This is a genomic window from Francisella sp. XLW-1 (assembly GCF_008711455.1).
GTDB classification, from domain to species: domain Bacteria; phylum Pseudomonadota; class Gammaproteobacteria; order Francisellales; family Francisellaceae; genus Francisella; species Francisella salimarina.
The window spans coordinates 216847-236235 of record NZ_VXKP01000004.1 but is presented as its reverse complement, the minus strand read 5'-3'; the positions used below and the strand labels follow the sequence as shown (position 1 = coordinate 236235).

Genomic DNA, 19389 nt, shown 5'->3' with positions numbered 1-19389 from the left:
TGGTTATAAATAGATCTAAGAATTATTTTATTACACAAGAGATGTTGTTTAAGTCACCATTGACCAGGTATGTAACACTTGTTTGGTTGTTTGTAGGTAATGGACATTTTATGTATGCAGAGCTGTCATTACCTTTAGATGAAGTAGTTTTATTCCAAGGGGTAATAGTTATCTGATTATTAGCTAGATTTATATTTCCTAGGCTGCTAGACCATGCTCGTGCAGTTACACTATCATCTGAATTAACTTGATAGAAAGGAGTATTCGCGTTGATAGTAACATTTATTTCTTTGTCGACTGCAGGAGGTGTATCTCCTGAGTCTTCTGAATTTGTTACTTTAATATTGAGATCTTTCTGCCAAGCTTCAGCTCCAGGTATTTCACTAGAAATAACAATTTTATAATTTCCGGCTTTGATATTGTCTATTTGTAGTGCTAAGTTATATGTATCCATTGGAGATATTTCAATATCTGATTTTCTATAAACTTGATTACCATTTTGATCTTGCAATACAACAGATACATTTGCATTAGCTGAACTGTGAGACATTATTTTAGCATTTATATATAGTTTATTGTCAGATCCAACGCTATATTCACTATTGAAGTCCATCAAATGCAGTTCATTTTTAACATTTTGATCTGCTTGATGATAGTAGAAACTAATTTGACTGTATGGCTTGTTAGCAGTTTGATAAACATAAACAGCGTTATTGTTTGGAACAACATCATTGTTTTCATCTTTAACACCTGCGATAACATGATTATCTAAGTCAGTAGCGCTAAGAGTATTTATCTTATTTGTTAGCTGTGTAAATAAATCACTTGTGCTCATAGCTTTTGGTACCGTTAGCAAAGGATATTCATACATAGTACCATCTTTGAACAGTTGTAAAGTGATCTTATCGCCTTCTTTAATATTTAAAGGGTTGATGGTGAATTTAGTTGCCTCTATTGGAAACTTATCTGTAGGATCATTTTGTTGTTCATGGTCTCTAACGTATTCCCATGGTCCCCACTGTCCAGCACCAGGCTTTTGCCCAGGATTTACATACCATTTGTTTTGATATATTTTATTTTCAAAGATGACCTCTGTTCCTGGTGTTGGATAAGATTTAGCAGGATCGTATATAGGAATACTAGATTCACCTGAATTATCATTAGGGTTGGTAGTATCACCATTTGGTAAGATAACAGATCCAGCAGGCTTGTCGTTTGTAAAGTCTAAGTCTAATAAATTGTAAAAACTCATTCTCGTATCATCTACATCCCATTCAGCCATTATAATTTGATAACCTGATCTACTAGGTAGTGTACAAGTAAATGTTAGACCCTCCTGAGGTGGCTGGTTAGGAGCTATCCATGTTGGTTGTGGGTTGTAGCAATTTAGAGGTTGCTCTTCAAAACTGTCACGTGTAAGTAATTTGTCTGGATCCCAATTAGGCTTAGTTATATAGAATTTGAAATGCTTAGATTTGTGATTAGCTGTAAAGAACCATTTTATTTGTAGTGGTTGTCCTGGACGCACTACAGTTTTTGCCCAGCGACTTTGCTCTTGCTCATCTAATGGCTCAAAACCTGCCACATCAGCACTACCTATATTATTATCTAAAGCACCTAAGTTGAATAATCCATCTGCTTGTTCAATTGATTGAGGTTCGTACTGAGCACGAGCTCCACAATTTTTATTTTTCCCTTCTTTGCATAACAGCGCACGAGAAGCTGGACTTTCAACATATCCGTGTGAGTAAGCTTGTGTGCTTGCTAATAAAATTAACCCGGTAGTCAAAGTGATTTTGTTAAGTTTCATAATAAGACTCCTTATCTACATTATCTAATAATACAGATATCAATAAAATACCTGTATTTCTATATTATCAATTACTAAAAGTAAATTGAAATGCCTGTGTATTAATACTTTCGGGTTACAGAAAATTAATAAAAAGGACTTTTAAATTAAAAATTAATGAATATTATGACTGGTTAATTTATATCTTTAATTTTTATTTAATAAAGTGAGATTTTATAAAATATCAATTGACTTGAGGTTATAAATTCAAACTTTGCATAAATTTATATTATGGCTTTAGGTATGTTGATAATATTATTATATGTTGAAATTGTTAGAGTAGACTTGTGTCAAATTATATTCCATGAATTGATTATGTAATTTACATAGCAAAGCCTATAACATATAATAAACGCTATAAAATTTTCGATAACTTTATTAAACAGATAAGACTTAGTAGATATGATAAATATTAAATTTCCTGATGGCTCGATAAGAGAGTTTGAAAAAGGCGTTAATTCATTACAAGTTGCAAAATCTATTTCTCCAGGTTTGGCTAAAGTAACTGTGGGAGTATACATAAATGGCCAGTTAACAGATGCTAAAGATATTATTGAGAATGATTGTGAATTAAGGCTTATCACAACAAAAGATTCTGAAGGCTTAGAAATTTTACGCCATTCATGTGCGCATCTTTTAGCTCATGCAGTCAAAGAGTTGTATCCAAATACAGAAGTTACGATTGGACCTGTTGTTGACAATGGATTTTATTATGATTTTTCTTTCAAAGAAGCTATCGGTGAGGCGGATTTGCCGAAGATCGAAAAGAAAATGAAAGAGCTTGCTAAGAAAGGGACGCCTGTAAGTTATAAAGTTGTTTCTAAAGACGCGGCTATAGAGTTTTTTAAAGCTCAAGGTGAGAATTATAAAGTTGATATAATAGATAGTATTCCAGCAGATCAACAAATTAAGATTTACACTCAAGGGGAGTTTAGTGATCTTTGTCGTGGTCCACATATACCAAGTACATCTGTTATCAAAGCTTTCAAGCTTACTAAGTTAGCAGGAGCATATTGGAGAGGTGATTCTAATAATGAAATGTTGACTCGTATCTATGGAACGTGTTGGGCGACTAAAGAAGATTTAGATCAGTACTTAAATATGTTAGAAGAGGCAGAAAAGCGCGATCATAGAAAAATTGGTAAAGCTTTGGATTTATTTCACTTTCAAGAAGATTCACCAGGCATTGCTTTTTGGCATGATAATGGTGTTAGAATTTGGCGTGAAGTAGAGGATTACATGCGTGCTTCAAATAAAAAATATGGGTGTAGTGAAATAAGGACTCCTTTGATAGCAGATTTTAGTCTGTGGGAAAAGTCAGGACATGCTTCAAAATATGCTGAGAATATGTTTGCAACAAAATCTGAAAATAGAGATTTTGCAATTAGACCGATGAATTGTCCAACTTGTGTACAAGTTTATAATACAAAGCTTCACAGTTATAGGGATCTGCCTATTAGAATGGCTGAGTTTGGAATAGTGCATAGGAATGAACCATCAGGGTCTTTGCATGGATTATTAAGGGTGCGCAGTTTTACTCAAGATGATGGCCATGTCTTTTGTGCTCCAGAACAAGTTGAAGAAGAAGTGATCTTAATGTTTAAACAATGTTTTGAGGTTTATCAAGATTTTGGGTTCAATGATTTTACAGTCAAGATCGCACTTAGACCAGATAAGAGAATAGGTGATGATGAGATCTGGGATAAGTCTGAGCAAATGCTAAAAAATGCTCTTGATGCTCATAATGTGAATTATGAGCTATTGCCAGGTGAAGGTGCATTTTATGGCCCTAAGATTGAGTTTCATTTAAAAGATGCTATTGGTAGAAGTTGGCAGTGCGGAACAATACAGTTGGATTTCTCTATGCCTGATAGACTTGGAGCTACATATATTGACAAAAATGGTAATAAGCAAGTTCCTGTAATGTTACATAGAGCTATTGTGGGATCTTTAGAAAGATTTATTGGGATGCTGATAGAGCATTATGCAGGGAATATGCCGTTATGGTTAACACCTGTGCAAGTAGCTGTCATGGGTATCAGTAATCATCAAGATGAATATTGTCAAGAAGTCTTTGAAACCTTAGAAAAAAATGGTGTTCGAGCGAAATTAGACTTGAGAAATGAAAAAATAGGGTTTAAAATACGTGAGCATACTCTTTTGCGTGTTCCATACCTTGTTATATTGGGTAAAAACGAGCAAGAGCAAAAGATTGTTACTATAAGAAAGCATAACGGTGAAGATCTTGGGCAGATGTCTACAGGAGATTTTTGCACTTTCTTAAGTGAGCAAATTAAAGCAAAAAAATAATAATTTCTGTGGAGGAAAAAAGTTATTAAAACGGATAAAAAAGCACCTATAAATGAGCAAATCAGAGCAAAAGAGGTGCGTTTAGTTGGTGTTGATGGAGAGCAAATAGGAATTGTATCTATCAATGAGGCTTTAGCATTAGCTGAAGAAGCTAATGTTGATTTGGTTGAAATGGTAGCTAATGCTAATCCACCAGTTTGTCGTTTGATGGACTATGGTAAGTACTTATTCGAACAGGGTAAGAAAAAAGCACAAGCTAAAAAGAACCAAAAGCAGACACAGGTAAAAGAAGTAAAGCTTAGACCTGTGACTGATGTAGGGGACTATCAGGTAAAACTACGCAACCTGATAAAGTTTCTAGAAAAGGGCGATAAAGTAAAAGTCACACTTAGATTCAGAGGTAGAGAAATGTCACATAAAGAGCTAGGCATGGAAATGCTTAAGCGTATGGCAAACGATGCTGCTGAATACGGTGCGGTGGAACACCAACCTAAAATGGAAGGTCGCCAAATGATTATGGTTTTAGGACCTAAGAAAAAGTAGTAAATCAATAATAATAACAATTAATACAATGCGGAGTATTTAAAATGCCTAAGTTAAAAACTAAGAGTGGTGCTGCTAAGCGCTTTAAAAAGACTGGTAAGGGTGGTTTCAAACACCGTTGTGCAAATCGTGCTCATATCAATACTAAGATGACTACTAAAAGAAAGCGTCATTTAAGAGGTATGAATCAAGTAGCTAAAGTTGATCAAGCTAGCCTAGTTCAACAGATGCCATACGCATAAGTTTGTTTATCAATTTTTAAAGTGGAGACTAAATAATGTCAAGAGTAAAAAGAGGCGTAACAGCACGCGCACGTCATAAGAAGATTTTAAATCAAGCTAAAGGTTACTATGGTGCTCGTTCAAGAGTATATAGAGTAGCTAAGCAAGCTGTAATTAAAGCTGGTCAATACGCTTATAGAGATCGCAAAGTTAAAAAAAGAACATTCAGATCTCTTTGGATTGTTCGTATTAATGCTGCTGCTAGACAACATGATATTAGCTATAGCCAATTGATCAATGGCTTAAACAAAGCTGGTGTTGAGCTAGATAGAAAAGCATTAGCTGAATTAGCTGTATACAACAAAGATGCTTTCGCTGCTGTTGTTGAAAAAGCAAAAGCTGCTTTAGCTTAATTGAGTATTCTAATCAAATTTTTTTCTTTATAAAATCTTGTGAAATTCATAAATTCCTTACTTGTTAAAAGGCTTATTTTAGTCTTTTTTTTAAGTATAGGTATTTTTGTGTTTTTAATTCTCAATGGCTATAAATATTTAGATTTAGATAAGATCAACTTTGCTTACGAGAGAGCTAATTCTTACATAGATAATCATACAATACTAGCCTCTCTTAGTTATGCTTGCATATACATTTTGACAGTATTCTTTTCTGTTCCAATCAAACCATTCTTAAAAATACTTGCCGGACTTTTATTTGGGCTCATGTTGGGTTTTTTTATTTGTTTATTCTCAGCCACGTTGGGAGCGATGTTAGCTTTTTTGATTATTAAATATAATTGGGGAGAGGTGCAAGCAAATCCAAGATTTAAGATCGTTTCAAGATTTAAATTGTTGGTAGAAAATTATCCTGTGTCTATATTGTTGATTTCTAGAATTTTACCAATTCCTTTTTTTGTTCCAAATATTTTGGCAGGAATTTTAAAAGTTAAAAACAGTATCTTCTTTTTGACTACTTTGATTGGCATTATTCCTATAACATTTATATATGTATGGTTTGGTGTTCATTTTAAAAACTCTCAATTAGATTATACTAAATTGTTCGATTATAAGTTTGTATTAGCTGTTGTAATTCTGCTATTGTTGACACTACTTCCTTTTATTTTCAAATTTATTTTGCGATGGAAGAAGAGTGCTTAGATAAGATTATATTTCTATAGATTTAAGCATGTTTCTTTAGGCCTTTTATTTTATAGACTTTAAGCTTAATATAGCGAACAAGTGATCGGTCCTGTATATGCAGAACCTCTTTAGCATTACGTGGATGAACCTTTTCGATATCAATAATTGACTTATTGAGCATTAGTCCGTGTGTATGGGTTAAAAGTTTATTTTTATTTGCAAAAGGATTGTGATACAACACGGATGATAGTTCTTGATTGATTTTCTCTAACTTTTTATCGTTTGGATTACTTACAACACCCATAATAGCAAAGTTTACATCAGTATCTTCATATTTTTTTTCATCATAGTAGTTTTGACTATTTGTGAAAATATTTTCTCTATTTATGGGGGCTTTAGTTATAGCTTCAGCATTTACTGCTGAAAACTGTACACATCCAACAATGGCAAAAGGAGATTTGATTTGATTGTAAATCTGTCGATATATATCAGCTAATGTACTTTCTTTATCAAAAGAAAAATATTTAGCTATATAGTTTACAGGAGTGTTTTTAGGAATAAGAAATATCCCAGTTGTTACGAATTCTGGTCCCCACATCAGGGGATCTCTTTCTGTTCTGCTAACATCTGTTCTTGAAGAATAAATCATATCATTAAGCAAAATGCATTCACCAAGGTTATAAATACTTTGAGGTGAGCCTAATTCAAAACCATAATCAAAATTACTTGCAAGGAAACGTTTATATTTTAACTCTTCAGGAACTATGCCTTGGATGACATTATCAACATGGCCTATATATGATAGAGTTTCAGAATTATCATTTTGTTTTTCTAGAAAGATCATTAGGAGCGAGTCCTTATTTTGTAAAAGATGAAATTGTCAAAAATTATTATAAAGTTACAATACTCCCATCATTCTTTGCCATAATTACTTGATCAGCAGGTTTTAATGCAAAAATTCCATTTGTTACAACTCCAGTGATTTGGTTTAGCTCTGTTTCAAGCTTTAGTGGATTATCTATTTTTAGGTTGTAGATATCTAGAATGACATTGCCATTATCAGTTGTAGTCTGCTCTCTATATACAGGTTGACCGCCTAATTTAATTATTTCTCTAGCTACATAACTTCTTGCCATTGGGATAACTTCTACAGGAAGAGGAAACTCTCCTAGAGTATTCACTTTTTTAGATTCATCAATAATACAAATAAATTTTTTTGCTGCTGCGACACATATTTTCTCGCGTGTAAGTGCTGCACCACCACCTTTGATAAGTTCTTTATGGCTATTACACTCATCAGCACCATCAATGTATAAGTCTATATTTCCAGCATAATTTAAATCTACTACTTCAAACCCTAGTGCTTTAAGTTTTTTTGTAGAGTCTTCTGAGCTTGACACTACAGCTTTTATTTTATCTCTATAGTTAGCTAGCTCTTCGATTAAAAAGGCTACTGTGCTACCAGTTCCAACACCTAAGGTTATTTCTGATGTGATATGTTTAGCAGCCTCACTAGCTGCTAATTTTTTTAGCTCATCTTGTTTACTTTTTTTATTAAAAAACATTTTAAAACTTTCTCTTGTTAAATATTTTACTGAAAATACTTCCTTTGATTATATATATGGTAATCAATACTATTGTTGCTATAAATTGCCACATAATAGACATATGTATGAATATATAGCCAATAGTAATAATAATGCATATAAACGGTATAATTATTCTTAGGGCTATATTGAATATTGGTGATAGTTTAGTATTTGTGCTTTTAAGTATTTCATAACTAAGCTTTTGAGCATCATAAATCCAACCTATAATGAATACGTCAAATAAGAAGATAAATATGATGACTATATGAAGAGCACTCATATTAGAGAAATCAACGTAAGCGATACCAGATTTGATAAAAAATATAGTTATAATAAAGGGAATTAATAGAGCTAGCAGTTTAGTATATAATTTCGTTCCAATTTGAAAAATATACTTCAATGATGTAACAAAAACTACTAGGTTAAGTGTTGTGAATATCACCTCAAGTAATAAGTAATACATCGGATAATTTGTTTTTACTATTTTAAAAATAGTTGTAATTTGTATACTTTCTGTTGGTTGTAGGTAGCTTCTGTAGTCACCTAATATGGCATATATAGTTATACAAATCATAAACGAAAAAATTATATTATAAAATATACTTTTAAATGCACTCGTCTTAAGCTTATTAAAGTTATTATCACCAATATTTATAATGTTTTTATAAAATGCTATTGATATAAAATTGCTTAATATTGCGTAAACTAAAGCCAATCCAAACATACAACGAAGTTGTTCAGCCTTTTGATAGTTTATGCCAAAAAGGAAATCTTTTATTCCAATTATCCCTTGTGGGGTATATATGACTATTAACATTAATACAGTCACTAAATATAGAGATATGTGAGCTGTAGTCTTAAGCGTCTCATTTAGGTTTATTTTTTTCTTATCCGCAAGTATAAACATTAAAAGGATTGTAATGAATATTGCCAATAGAGATGTGTATATTGGGAAGTTGTTACTAAATTTTAAGCTTTGATTACTCAGTCTATCAATAGCTGGAATATTATCAAAAAAATCTAAAACATAAGTTGACATGTTAAACATAATAAGAGCAACAAAGATAATCATTATTCCAGTTAATAATATACTAACAGGTTTAAACTTATTGCTGCCTGTGATTTTATAGACTAATTTATTATGAGAATTTAAGTCAGGGAAAGCTTTTTGGAAATATATTGCTATGAGGTTCATTGGATAGCATAATAAAACCAGAAAAGCGATATAAGCGTAGAAAAATTCTAGTCCGTTATATTTGAAAACATTTGAAAAGAATCCGAAGCTAAAGCATATAGATGCAGACACTAGCCCTGTAATCAAAGGTGTCGAAGTTTGTTTAATATTCATTAAATTTCCCTGTCATGTACTAATTAATAGCGCAGTAATTACCGCGGAATGTTATGTTTACAATTAGCTTAGTACTCTTGTTGTATGAAACCCAAGTTGTGCACATTAAAGCACCAAACTGTACAAAGTGAGGATTTCTATTTGCCATAATTAAGCTATTCATTGGATTACCAGCAAAAGCAGGTGTATTTGGATTTACTGCTTTTCTGACATATACATAAGTTTCAATATTAGGATCTGGAGATACTTGTATAACATCGTTGGGCATACCGAACTCTTTAGTATAAGAATAGATGTTTTTGCCAATCCATGCTTTTTGTTGTTCTATATACTTTTGTTTAGTAGCACATGAAAAAAGTGCTAATGCTAGTACTATTAAAGCTATTATTCTAAAAGAGTTTTTTTTCATATATTTTCTTCCTATTTTATAAAGCCAGTTTTTTTCATGTATATAGTAAGTAATGATACTGCAGCAGGGGTTATGCCAGGTATACGAGATGCTTCTCCTAATGTTGTGGGCTTTTGTTCAGTTAGTTTCTGAAGAACTTCATTTGAAAGGCCTTTGACTTGAGAGTAGTCAAAGTTCTCAGGTATTGCTTTTAGTTCAAGAGTCGATATTTTTTCGATATCTTTATTTTGACGCTCTATGTAACCAGAATATTTAGCAGAGATCTCTATCTGTTCAATCACAGCCTCATCATTCAGTTTTAAGTTAACATCTGGAATTTGTTGTAATTTTTTATAGTCTAACTCTGGACGTTTTAGTAAGTCAAAAAGAGTGCTTTCACGAGTCATTTTTTTATCTAAATACTTTTCTAAGTCACGAGCTTTTTGGGTTTGAGGACCAATCCAAGTATTTTTCATCATAGCTATATTTTCATCTATAGCAGTTTTTTTATTGATAAAAAACTCTTGATCTTGTTTGTTTAGCAATCCTAATTCACAGGCTTTATCGGATAGTCTTAAATCTGCATTATCTTCACGTAAAATTAGTCTATACTCTGCACGGGATGTAAACATGCGGTAAGGTTCTTTAGTACCTTTGGTTATCAAGTCATCTATCAATACGCCCATATAGCTATTAGAACGAGTTGGATACCATGATTTATCACTGTCTAGACTAATGGCAGCATTTATACCAGCAACTAAACCTTGAGCTCCAGCTTCTTCATACCCTGTGGTTCCATTAATTTGTCCAGCAAAGAATAAATTTTTAATATGCTTAGTTTCAAGGGTTGGTTTAAGGTCTCTAGGATCAAAGAAATCGTATTCAATTGCATAACCTGGACGCATGATAAAAGCATTTTCAAAACCCTTAATTGAGCGTATATACTCACACTGTACTTCAAATGGTAAGCTAGTTGATAGACCATTAGGGTACAGCTCAATACTGTTTAAACCCTCAGGTTCAACAAAGATTTGATGTCTGTCTTTCTCTGCAAATCTTACAATCTTATCTTCAATAGAAGGGCAGTAACGTGGTCCTATACCTTCTATAAGTCCACTGTACATTGCTGATTTGTCAAGATTGTTTGTGATAATCTCATGAGTTTTTGTGTTAGTGTAAGTTATATGGCAAGGTATTTGTCTTGGATGTTCAATTTTTCCTTTTGAGAAAAATGAAAAGTGTGGTGTTGGGGTGTCACCGTGTTGTACATCCATAACACTAAAATCGACACTTCGACAATCTATACGTGGAGGAGTGCCTGTTTTGAGTCTATCCACTCTAAATGGTAATGCTCTTAAGCGAGCAGCTAATGCGTTTGATGGCTGATCTCCCGCTCGACCTCCAGCTTTAGAAACTTTGCCTATATGTATTTTACCTCCTAAAAATGTCCCAACTGTAAGAACAACTTTTTTTGACTTGAAAGTTATTCCTGTTTTTGTGATAGCTCCATATACAATTCCATTTTCGACTACTAAATCATCTACAGAATCTTGGAAAATATCTAAATTTTCTTGACCATTAAGTAAAGAATTAATAGCCTTTTTATATAAAACTCTATCTGCTTGAGCTCTTGTTGCTCTAACAGCTGGGCCTTTTCGAGAATTAAGGATTCTAAATTGAATACCTGCCATATCAATGGCTTTTGCCATAATGCCGCCCATGGCATCTATTTCTTTGACCAAGTGACCCTTGCCAATTCCACCAATGGCTGGGTTACAGGACATTTGTCCAATTGTGTCAATATTGTGAGTAAGTAGTAGAGTTTTTGCGCCTATACGTGCTGAAGCAGCAGCAGCTTCAACGCCTGCATGACCGCCCCCAACAACAATAACATCATAAGTATTGTTATAAATCATAAAGATAAATGTGTATTTTATTTTAATGCTATTAAATTTTACTATATTTTAAAACAAAAATAACTATTCTAGTGATATTAATTAAGTAACTTTTGCAATATAATTTCTAAAATGTTTTTACTACTAAAAGTAGATTTGTAAATGCTTAGTATTAGTGAGATATATCATAAATATGTTGATCAAGACCCTATGAAAGTATTTCAAGATGGAGCTATCAAATCTGCAATTATACTTTTTTCATTTTTAGGTCTCGCAGCATTTTTAAATATTGATAAAAATCTTACTATTATAATTATATTATTTATGGCTAATTTGGCTGGAAGTATTCTGCTGGGGAGTATACAGGCTAAACGTTTGGCTTTTGCATTATATATGATTATAGCCATAATTATCGTTAATATATCTCCATATGTTCACCCTTTGTTTGAAACTAATTTTATGCTAATAGTGTTTGTCGCTTTTATAGCATTTTGGTTTAGAAGGTTTGGAGAGGCTTTTACTATATTTCCGATGATGATTGTAGTCATTACTTGTATTTGTTTTGTGCGCTACCCATTGGAGAAGGACAATCATTTACATTTTACTCTTACAGCTATTTTGATTGGTTTGATTGTTTATCTGGTGATTATTAGAAACTACAAACTAATGAAGGCTAATGATGTTAGTAAAGTATTTAATGAGTTTTTAAAAAATTTTGTGCGTAACTATATTGATACATTTGAAAAGGCAAAATATAGAAGGTTTACACAATCAAATGTTGTTGAAGTAAGTAATTTAAAGTACCAAAATATAAACTCGTTTAAAAATCATGGCTTAATGTTCTTACGTAAAAGCCATCAAGAGCAATGGCGATATTTAAGTCATAACTTAGTGGTTTTTAATCGCTTAACATCAAAATTTCTACTGGTTTATAAAAAACTTACTATTGATTATGTTCGTTTAGGTTTTGAAGAAAGTGAAGCAAAAAAATTATCACAAGATTTAGAAAAAATTTATAAAAACACAATGTTTTTGATGTTATATATACAAAAATCTGCTGAAGTTTTTGAAAAAAAATCTGAGGATATATCTCATTTGAAATATAAGTTTGAAATGAACTATATCCATAAATATCAAAGAGATAAACAAAAAAGAAAACTTTTATTTAGTAGTTTATTATTTTTGGATGATATGTTTATTGGTTTAGAAAATATCAGAGAGGCGTATTATGATCTTATTTAAGGATAGATATGTAGATAAGCTTTCTGATACTACATTATTAGCCATAAGGGTTTTTATAGCATCGATAGTTGGATTAATAATTTGTTATTTGATATTTAGTTTAAGTGGTGATGATGACTTTAGAGATAGGATATATTGGGTGGTTATAGCAGTAGTTAGTGTTGCAGCTAGTACCAGTACCAGTGTTGTTTACACTAGAGCTAAAGCGATTGTTATTTTCTCATTGCTGGGTACTTCAATAGGGTCTATAGTATTGTTACTAATCCAAAAAAATATACCTCATAATTTTACATTGGTTGCTGCACTGTGTTGTTTTGCTTTAGCATTGTATGTATATACGATGTTTTTAAACTATGCAACTAGTGTTTTTTTTATACATGTATATTTAGTAATGTACTTTGGATTATTTATTGGTTGGGACAAAGAATTATTTTTTGTTAGGGTTACATGTGTAGCAATAGGAACATTAAGTATAGTTTTGATAACTTTCCTTACTAGAGGGCGAAAGAATAGAGTGCTTTTTAACAGAGATATGTATAGGATATATTCTGAGTTTAAGGATCTTGTTAATAAAGTTGACTGTAGTGTTGAGAATAGGAAGATTATTTCATTGATAGAAAAAAGTATTAAGCTTAATGAAACTTTAGTAAATGCTAAATATGAGTTTTCTGATACAAAAAAATATTATGAATATAAGAAAATATTGATACTTATAGATGAATTGTTGATTAATCTGAGGACATATAGAACTTTATTTATGCAACAAAAAAAACATGATGATGGTCTATATAAAGAATTTGTGTATTTTACTAAAGAGCAAATACAAAGTAATTTTAAGAAAATAACAATTAGGTATGATAGATTATTAGCTCAAAAGTAGTTTAGTTTCTCTCACTTTTGTTTTCGTATTCTGTATTGAAGTTAGTTTTGAGATAATTTATTAAAGAGCTTATTCTTTTGAGTTGATATTTTACGGGTAGTGAAATGATAGAAAGCTTTGTTTCTTCTCTATATTGAGGTAGTATTTCGACTAATCTACCATTTTTGATATCCGCATCAACATAAATATCTACCAATCTGGTGACTCCTAATCCTAGAAGAGCTGCTTGCTTCATAACTCTGCCATTAGTTGCATGAAAACCATTGTTATGAATATGGAGGGTGTATTTATCATTTGTAGAGTTAAAATTCCATTGTTTGATACTACCGTAGATTAGAGGAACATCTTCAAGCTGTCTTGGGTCGGATATCTCACTATATCTCTCAAAAAAGTCTTTACTCGTTACATACTTGGTAGTAACAGTTCTAAGCGGTGAAACTATCAAGTTTGAGTCAGGTAAGTTACCCATACGGATAACTAGATCATAATCGCTATCTATGAGATTGATTCTATTGCTAGAGAAATCAAGATGAAGATTGACTTTTGGATGTAGTCGCTGGAACTTCAAAATTACAGTGGCGATAACATCTTCACCAATTATTCCTCCAACACAGTTGATTTTTATATTACCACTTATTTCGTTGTGTTCTTGGCTAGTTAGTTGCGTTGCTATATCAAGGTCTTGGAGAGCTTGCTTACATTTCTTATAATAATCTTGTCCTATTTCGGTAAGACGAACATGTCTAGTGCTTCTATATAGTAGTTGAACTTTAAGGTGGCTTTCTAGGTCTTTAATATTTTGGCTTAGGTTTGATTTGGCCATACCTAATATATCTGCTGCCTTTGTAAAGCTTTGCTGTTCTGCGACGTGGATGAAACATTGGATACCTCGCCAATAAATATTGTTCATTATTTAATAACAATGTTTTATGATTATTGGTATTTATCAGTTTAATAAGTTTGTATAAAATTTACAACCAATGAAACGGTGTAAATACTAAAACAAAAAATAAAGGAGAAATAGTATGTCTAAATCATTAGTTGTAATCACTGGGGCAAGTTCTGGAATCGGAGCAGCAATTGCAAAAAGATTTTCTGAAGCAGGCCATTCACTTTTGCTAATAGGTAGAAGAATAGAAAAAATAGAGGAATTAAATTTACCTAACACAATGATTCGTAAGGTAGATGTAACAGATGCTCAAGCTCTAAAAAATGCTATAAAAGAAGCTGAAGCTGAATACGGTCCAGTTGAATTATTGGTTAATAATGCAGGTCTAATGTTGCTTGGTCAAATTGATACACAAGATCCTATTGAATGGCAAAAGATGTACGAAGTGAATGTATTGGCATTATTAAATGGTATTCAATCTGTATTGGGTGATATGAAGGCAAGAAAAAGTGGAACGATTATAAATATCAGTTCTATTGCAGGCAAGAAGTCTTTCCCTAATCACGCTGCATATGTTGGTACAAAATTTGCAGTATCTTCAATGAGTGAGAATATACGTGAAGAAGTTGCTGATGATAATGTTAGAATAATGACAATTTGTCCAGGTGCTGTAGAAACTGAGCTTTTAAGTCATACTACATCTGATCAAATTAAATCAGATTATGAAAACTGGAAAGAGTCTATGGGTGGAGTTTTAGTAGCAGATGATATTGCTCGTACAGCTATGTTTATGTTTAGCCAACCACAAAATATAAATATACGAGAAGTTGTAATTGCTGCAACTAGACAGCCTGCATAATCTTACTTTATAAACACAAAAATTATTCTTTAGAGTTTCTGTTGAGTCTTTAAATCAAGCTTATTTCTAATATTCAAAATTATTAATCATTATAAAGGTATGTTAAAATTCTAAGCTAATAATTTAATTAAATATGAGCTTATTCTTTAATGTTTCAAAATCAAACTTTTTTATTTTATGACTTAGAAACTACTGGTATTAACAATTCTTTTGACCAAGTATTACAATTTGCTGCGATTCGCACAGATTTAGACTTTAATGAAATTGAAAGGTTTAATTTTTTTGTGAAGCTAAATCCTGATACAACTCCATCTCCAATTGCAACGATAACGCATCATATTTCTATTGCTCAAGCAAATACTGGTGTGTCAGAATATCAGGCAATTAGAAAAATTCATAAAATCATAAATACACCAGGGACTATTAGTATAGGTTACAATACACTTGGATTTGATGATGAGTTTTTGAGATTTGCTTTTTATAAAAATATGCTACCTCCATATAGTCATCAATTTAAAAATGGTTGTTCAAGGGCTGATTTGTTTCCAATAGTTACTTGCTATTATTTATTTTGTAATGATGCTCTTAAGTGGCCTAAAGTTGTTGATGAAGAAGGACAGCAGAAAATATCTTTGAAGTTAGAAAATTTAAATACTGAAAATAATCTATATAGTGGTGGTAGAGCTCATGATGCTATTACAGATGTAATTGTGACAGTAGAGCTAGCTAAAAAGTTAAGAATAGCTAATCCTAAAATGTGGCAGTTTTTATTGGCAAAGTTTAATAAGCAAAATGATGAAAATACTCTAGCTCAACTAGATATCGGTATAGAAGTTAGTGGTATTGGGTATAGACAAGCAATTGCTGTAAGTGGAGTTTTTGGCTTTAAAAATAATTTTATGTCGGCCATATTAGATATTGGTCAGCATAGGCATTACAAAAATCAAGAGATATTTCTTCGCTTAGATAGTTATTTATTTAGTGAATTTATAGAAGAATTTGGTAGTTTAGAAGCAGAACATTGGCGACTGACTGTAAATAAGAAATGGGGTGATATTCCGCTAATATTACCTGCTAAAACTCGTTTTGTGGGGAGATTACCTCAAGATAGACTGGATTTGATAAAGGCAAATAAGGAATTTATAAGAAACAATCTAGAAATATTTACTAATTTTGTTGATTATGTAATGGAATATAAGTATCCAGAGATTGAAAATGTTGATATAGATGCAGCGATTTATCAAAGTGACTTTATGAGTGCTGCTGATGAAAGGGGTTGTGATAAATTTCATACTTCACAAATTTATCAAAAAGTGCAAATGCTTAATCAATTACCAAAACCTTATTATGACAGAGCAGTTAGGATAGTTGGTAGATTAGACTTTTCAAAACTACCTGATAAAGCACAGATGGAGTTTCAAGAGTATTTAAATAAGATTGTTAGCCTAGATAATGATGAGCTTCTGATTGACCATAAAGGTAGAACTCGCAAAACTTTGGAAGATATCTATCAAGAAATGCAAGATTTACGCATGAATCGTGATCTAACAGAAGAACAACAAGCTTTGCTATATGAGCTCGAAGAATATCTTTTTTAAAAAGACTTTTTATACTTTAGTTTTAGTCACTACTTTTTTTAAGAGTTATAGTGATCCAAAAACTGTAACCGGCAGTGCTGACTTTAATAGATTTTTTGTGACAGCATCTGGAGGTTGGGGACATCTTAGTTCGTCTCCACATAATACAGGAGTTTTTACCACCACGGCAGGGTATTTTTTCACTAAAAATATTACGGGCGAATTTAGATATCTTGGTTATTTTGCGAGCAAACAAGACACTGAGCTTGATGGTAATTCATACTTAGGGCTTGTAAAGTATAATTATGAGTTGTTTAGTGGGATAAGAGCAGGTGCTGGTGTGGGCCTTGGTATTGGAAGTAGCTTTCAAAAAAATAAGCTTTTAGGGCTAAGTTCCAGTAAAACCTCGGGTTTGTTCGCAGTTCCAGTAAGTTTATCAGTTCCAACAGGTTTTATTGATAATATGGATTTCTTAATTACATATCTATATGTAAAATCTTTTGATAAGGGAGAAGCAAACTTTATAACAACAGGACTAAGCTATAGTTTTTAATACAGATATAAAGCTATGTTATAATAAATTCTCAAGGCTTTAGCACAGCTTTTTTATAAAAAAAATTAAGTTTGAAGAATGTCAGAATATAAGTTTAAATTAGTAACAAAATATAGCCCAGGTGGCGATCAGCCCAAGGCAATCAAATCGTTAGTTGACGGTGTTAATGGTGGGTTACAGCATCAGGTTTTGCTAGGAGTTACAGGCTCAGGTAAAACATATACTATGGCAAATGTGATTCAACAAACACAAAAACCATGTTTGATTGTTGCACATAACAAAACTTTGGCAGCTCAATTATATTCTGAGTTTAAGCAATATTTCCCAGATAATGCAGTTGAGTATTTTGTGTCATATTATGATTATTATCAACCAGAAGCTTATGTTGCAGCTTCTGATACCTATATAGAAAAAGATTCATCTGTAAACGAGCATATTGAACAAATGCGTCTTTCAGCTACCAAAGCAATACTTGAGCGTAATGATGTAATTATAGTCGCAACTGTATCAGCTATTTATGGTCTAGGCGACCCTGAGCAGTATATGCAGATGCTTTTGCACCTAAAGGTAGGAGAAGAACTAGGGCTAAAAAAAGCTCAAACTAAGTTAGTAGAGATGCAATATTCGCGTAATGATATGGACTTCAGTCGAGGTAGTTTCCGAGTTAGAGGAGAAATATTGGATATATTCCCGGCAGACTCTGAAAAAGATGCTATTCGAGTAGAATTTTTTGATGATGAGATTGAAGCGATAAGTATGATCGACTCATTAACTTCCAAAAAAATTAAAACATTACATAGAGCAACAATATTCCCAAGTACACATTATGTTGCATCAAAAGAGCGCAAAGATATAGTTATAGAAGAGATCAAAGCAGAACTTAAAGAAAGAGTTAAATATTTTGAAGAAGAAGGTAAATTACTTGAAGCTCAAAGAATAGAACAACGTACCAAGTATGATATTGAAATGATTCAAGAGCTAGGCTATTGCACGGGTATCGAAAATTATTCAAGATTGTTATCAGGTAGAGCTCCTGGTGATCCACCACCAACATTGATTGACTACCTACCAGAAAATGCCTTAGTCATAGTTGATGAGTCGCACGTCACACTACCACAGTTTGGTGGAATGTACAAAGGGGATTCGTCTCGTAAGTCTAATCTTGTTAATTATGGGTTTAGACTGCCTTCTGCTTTGGATAATAGACCTTTGAAATTTAATGAGTTTGAGAGTCTGCTGCCTCAGACAATCTATGTATCTGCGACACCAGCTAATTATGAACTTGAAAAGTCTCAAAACACTGTAGAACAAGTGATCAGACCAACTGGTTTATTAGATCCTGAAGTTTCTGTAAGACCTGTTGCTATACAAGTAGAAGATGCGTTATCAGAGATAAATAAGGCTATAGCTAAAGAAGAAAGGATTTTAATAACGACTCTAACAAAAAAAATGGCAGAAAATTTAACAGAGTATCTATCTGAGCATGGTGTTAATGTCAGATATTTACACTCTGATATTGATACTGTTGAGAGAGTCCAAATTATTCATGATTTACGTCATGGTGTATTTGATGTGCTTGTGGGTATTAATCTTCTTAGAGAGGGTCTTGATATGCCAGAGGTTGGAGTTTTATTAATTTTTGATGCTGATAAAGAAGGGTTTTTGCGCTCTGAGAAATCTCTTATCCAAACTATTGGACGTGTAGCTAGGAATCAAAATGGTAGAGCTATTTTGTATGCAGATATTGTCACAAAATCTATGAAAAAAGCTATGGATGAAACTTTACGACGTCGTAATCTTCAAAACGAATATAATCAGAAAAATAATATAACTCCTAAAACAATCATCAAGAGCATAGATGATATGTTAGATAGCTCTCCAGAAATGCAAAAGCGTGCTTATAAAAATAATTCGCGCTTAAAGGTTGATGATGTTGATGTTTCGGCTATACTAGGTATGACTGAAGCTTCGAAGGTTATCAAAGCTCTAGAAAAACGAATGAGAGCTTATGCAAAAGAGCTTGAATTCGAGCAGGCAACGGCAGTTAGAGATAAAATAACGGAAATAAAGCAGAAGTTTATTAATTTATAATTTTACGTTTTTAAACAAA

Annotated in this window: 18 protein-coding genes; 11 read left to right on the top strand and 7 right to left on the bottom strand. The window is 32.4% G+C overall.

Annotation, left to right across the window (positions count from 1 at the left end; genetic code table 11):
• Window positions 1–22: 22 nt before the first annotated feature.
• A complete protein-coding gene (locus tag F3D59_RS07625; RefSeq protein WP_150464400.1) occupies window positions 23–1810 on the bottom strand; it encodes a lytic polysaccharide monooxygenase in 1788 nt (595 codons plus the stop codon).
• A 441-nt stretch (window positions 1811–2251) separates the two neighbouring features.
• On the opposite strand from F3D59_RS07625, the gene thrS reads away from it, so the two are divergent.
• The 5 genes from thrS to F3D59_RS07600 are packed head-to-tail and all read left to right on the top strand — an operon-like array spanning window position 2252 to window position 6077.
• Entirely contained in the window at window positions 2252–4159 is a 1908-nt protein-coding gene (thrS, locus tag F3D59_RS07620) for a threonine--tRNA ligase (RefSeq protein ID WP_150464399.1), read from the top strand.
• A 6-nt stretch (window positions 4160–4165) separates the two neighbouring features.
• Complete coding sequence (gene infC, locus F3D59_RS07615; protein WP_146421990.1) at window positions 4166–4702, top strand: translation initiation factor IF-3; 537 nt, start codon at window positions 4166–4168, stop codon at window positions 4700–4702.
• Window positions 4703–4746: 44 nt separating this feature from the next.
• The gene (gene rpmI / locus F3D59_RS07610) at window positions 4747–4944 is read left to right on the top strand and encodes a 50S ribosomal protein L35 (RefSeq protein WP_013922898.1); all 198 of its coding nucleotides are present in this window, start codon (window positions 4747–4749) and stop codon (window positions 4942–4944) included.
• Between the two features lie 35 nt (window positions 4945–4979).
• On the top strand, window positions 4980–5336 hold the full coding sequence (gene rplT, locus F3D59_RS07605) for a 50S ribosomal protein L20 (protein WP_013922899.1): 357 nt from the start codon (window positions 4980–4982) through the stop codon (window positions 5334–5336).
• Between the two features lie 39 nt (window positions 5337–5375).
• Entirely contained in the window at window positions 5376–6077 is a 702-nt protein-coding gene (locus F3D59_RS07600) for a TVP38/TMEM64 family protein (RefSeq protein WP_191092454.1), read from the top strand.
• A 22-nt stretch (window positions 6078–6099) separates the two neighbouring features.
• Here the strand turns inward: F3D59_RS07600 and F3D59_RS07595 are convergent, their stop codons facing one another.
• The 5 genes from F3D59_RS07595 to mnmG are packed head-to-tail and all read right to left on the bottom strand — an operon-like array spanning window position 6100 to window position 11300.
• The gene (locus tag F3D59_RS07595; RefSeq protein ID WP_013922901.1) at window positions 6100–6903 is read right to left on the bottom strand and encodes a hypothetical protein; all 804 of its coding nucleotides are present in this window, start codon (window positions 6901–6903) and stop codon (window positions 6100–6102) included.
• Between the two features lie 46 nt (window positions 6904–6949).
• A complete protein-coding gene (gene rpiA, locus F3D59_RS07590; RefSeq protein ID WP_149368453.1) occupies window positions 6950–7624 on the bottom strand; it encodes a ribose-5-phosphate isomerase RpiA in 675 nt (224 codons plus the stop codon).
• 1 nt (window position 7625) lies between these two features.
• Window positions 7626–8996 carry a hypothetical protein gene (locus F3D59_RS07585; RefSeq protein ID WP_150464397.1) on the bottom strand — a complete coding sequence of 457 codons (1371 nt, stop codon included), beginning with the start codon at window positions 8994–8996 and terminating at the stop codon, window positions 7626–7628.
• A gap of 19 nt (window positions 8997–9015) precedes the next feature.
• A complete protein-coding gene (locus F3D59_RS07580) occupies window positions 9016–9405 on the bottom strand; it encodes a hypothetical protein (protein ID WP_146421994.1) in 390 nt (129 codons plus the stop codon).
• Between the two features lie 11 nt (window positions 9406–9416).
• Window positions 9417–11300, bottom strand: coding sequence for a tRNA uridine-5-carboxymethylaminomethyl(34) synthesis enzyme MnmG (mnmG, locus tag F3D59_RS07575; RefSeq protein WP_150464396.1), 1884 nt, complete (start codon window positions 11298–11300; stop codon window positions 9417–9419).
• 141 nt (window positions 11301–11441) lie between these two features.
• On the opposite strand from mnmG, the gene F3D59_RS07570 reads away from it, so the two are divergent.
• The gene (locus F3D59_RS07570) at window positions 11442–12521 is read left to right on the top strand and encodes a hypothetical protein (RefSeq protein WP_013922907.1); all 1080 of its coding nucleotides are present in this window, start codon (window positions 11442–11444) and stop codon (window positions 12519–12521) included.
• A complete protein-coding gene (locus F3D59_RS07565; RefSeq protein WP_150464395.1) occupies window positions 12508–13401 on the top strand; it encodes an FUSC family protein in 894 nt (297 codons plus the stop codon). The genes F3D59_RS07570 and F3D59_RS07565 overlap by 14 nt, the downstream gene beginning before the upstream one ends.
• A gap of 1 nt (window position 13402) precedes the next feature.
• Here the strand turns inward: F3D59_RS07565 and F3D59_RS07560 are convergent, their stop codons facing one another.
• Entirely contained in the window at window positions 13403–14311 is a 909-nt protein-coding gene (locus tag F3D59_RS07560; protein WP_150464394.1) for a LysR family transcriptional regulator, read from the bottom strand.
• 115 nt (window positions 14312–14426) lie between these two features.
• On the opposite strand from F3D59_RS07560, the gene F3D59_RS07555 reads away from it, so the two are divergent.
• From F3D59_RS07555 to uvrB, 4 genes are all read left to right on the top strand, one after another.
• Window positions 14427–15149, top strand: a complete 723-nt coding sequence (locus tag F3D59_RS07555) for an SDR family oxidoreductase (protein ID WP_146421999.1) — start codon at window positions 14427–14429, stop codon at window positions 15147–15149.
• A gap of 149 nt (window positions 15150–15298) precedes the next feature.
• Window positions 15299–16747 (top strand): exodeoxyribonuclease I, encoded by a 1449-nt coding sequence (locus F3D59_RS07550; protein WP_150464393.1) that lies wholly within the window; start codon window positions 15299–15301, stop codon window positions 16745–16747.
• Complete coding sequence (locus F3D59_RS07545) at window positions 16722–17279, top strand: hypothetical protein (protein WP_150464392.1); 558 nt, start codon at window positions 16722–16724, stop codon at window positions 17277–17279. Before F3D59_RS07550 ends, F3D59_RS07545 begins: the two co-directional genes overlap by 26 nt.
• A gap of 78 nt (window positions 17280–17357) precedes the next feature.
• A complete protein-coding gene (gene uvrB, locus F3D59_RS07540; RefSeq protein WP_150464391.1) occupies window positions 17358–19370 on the top strand; it encodes an excinuclease ABC subunit UvrB in 2013 nt (670 codons plus the stop codon).
• Window positions 19371–19389 lie beyond the last annotated feature (19 nt).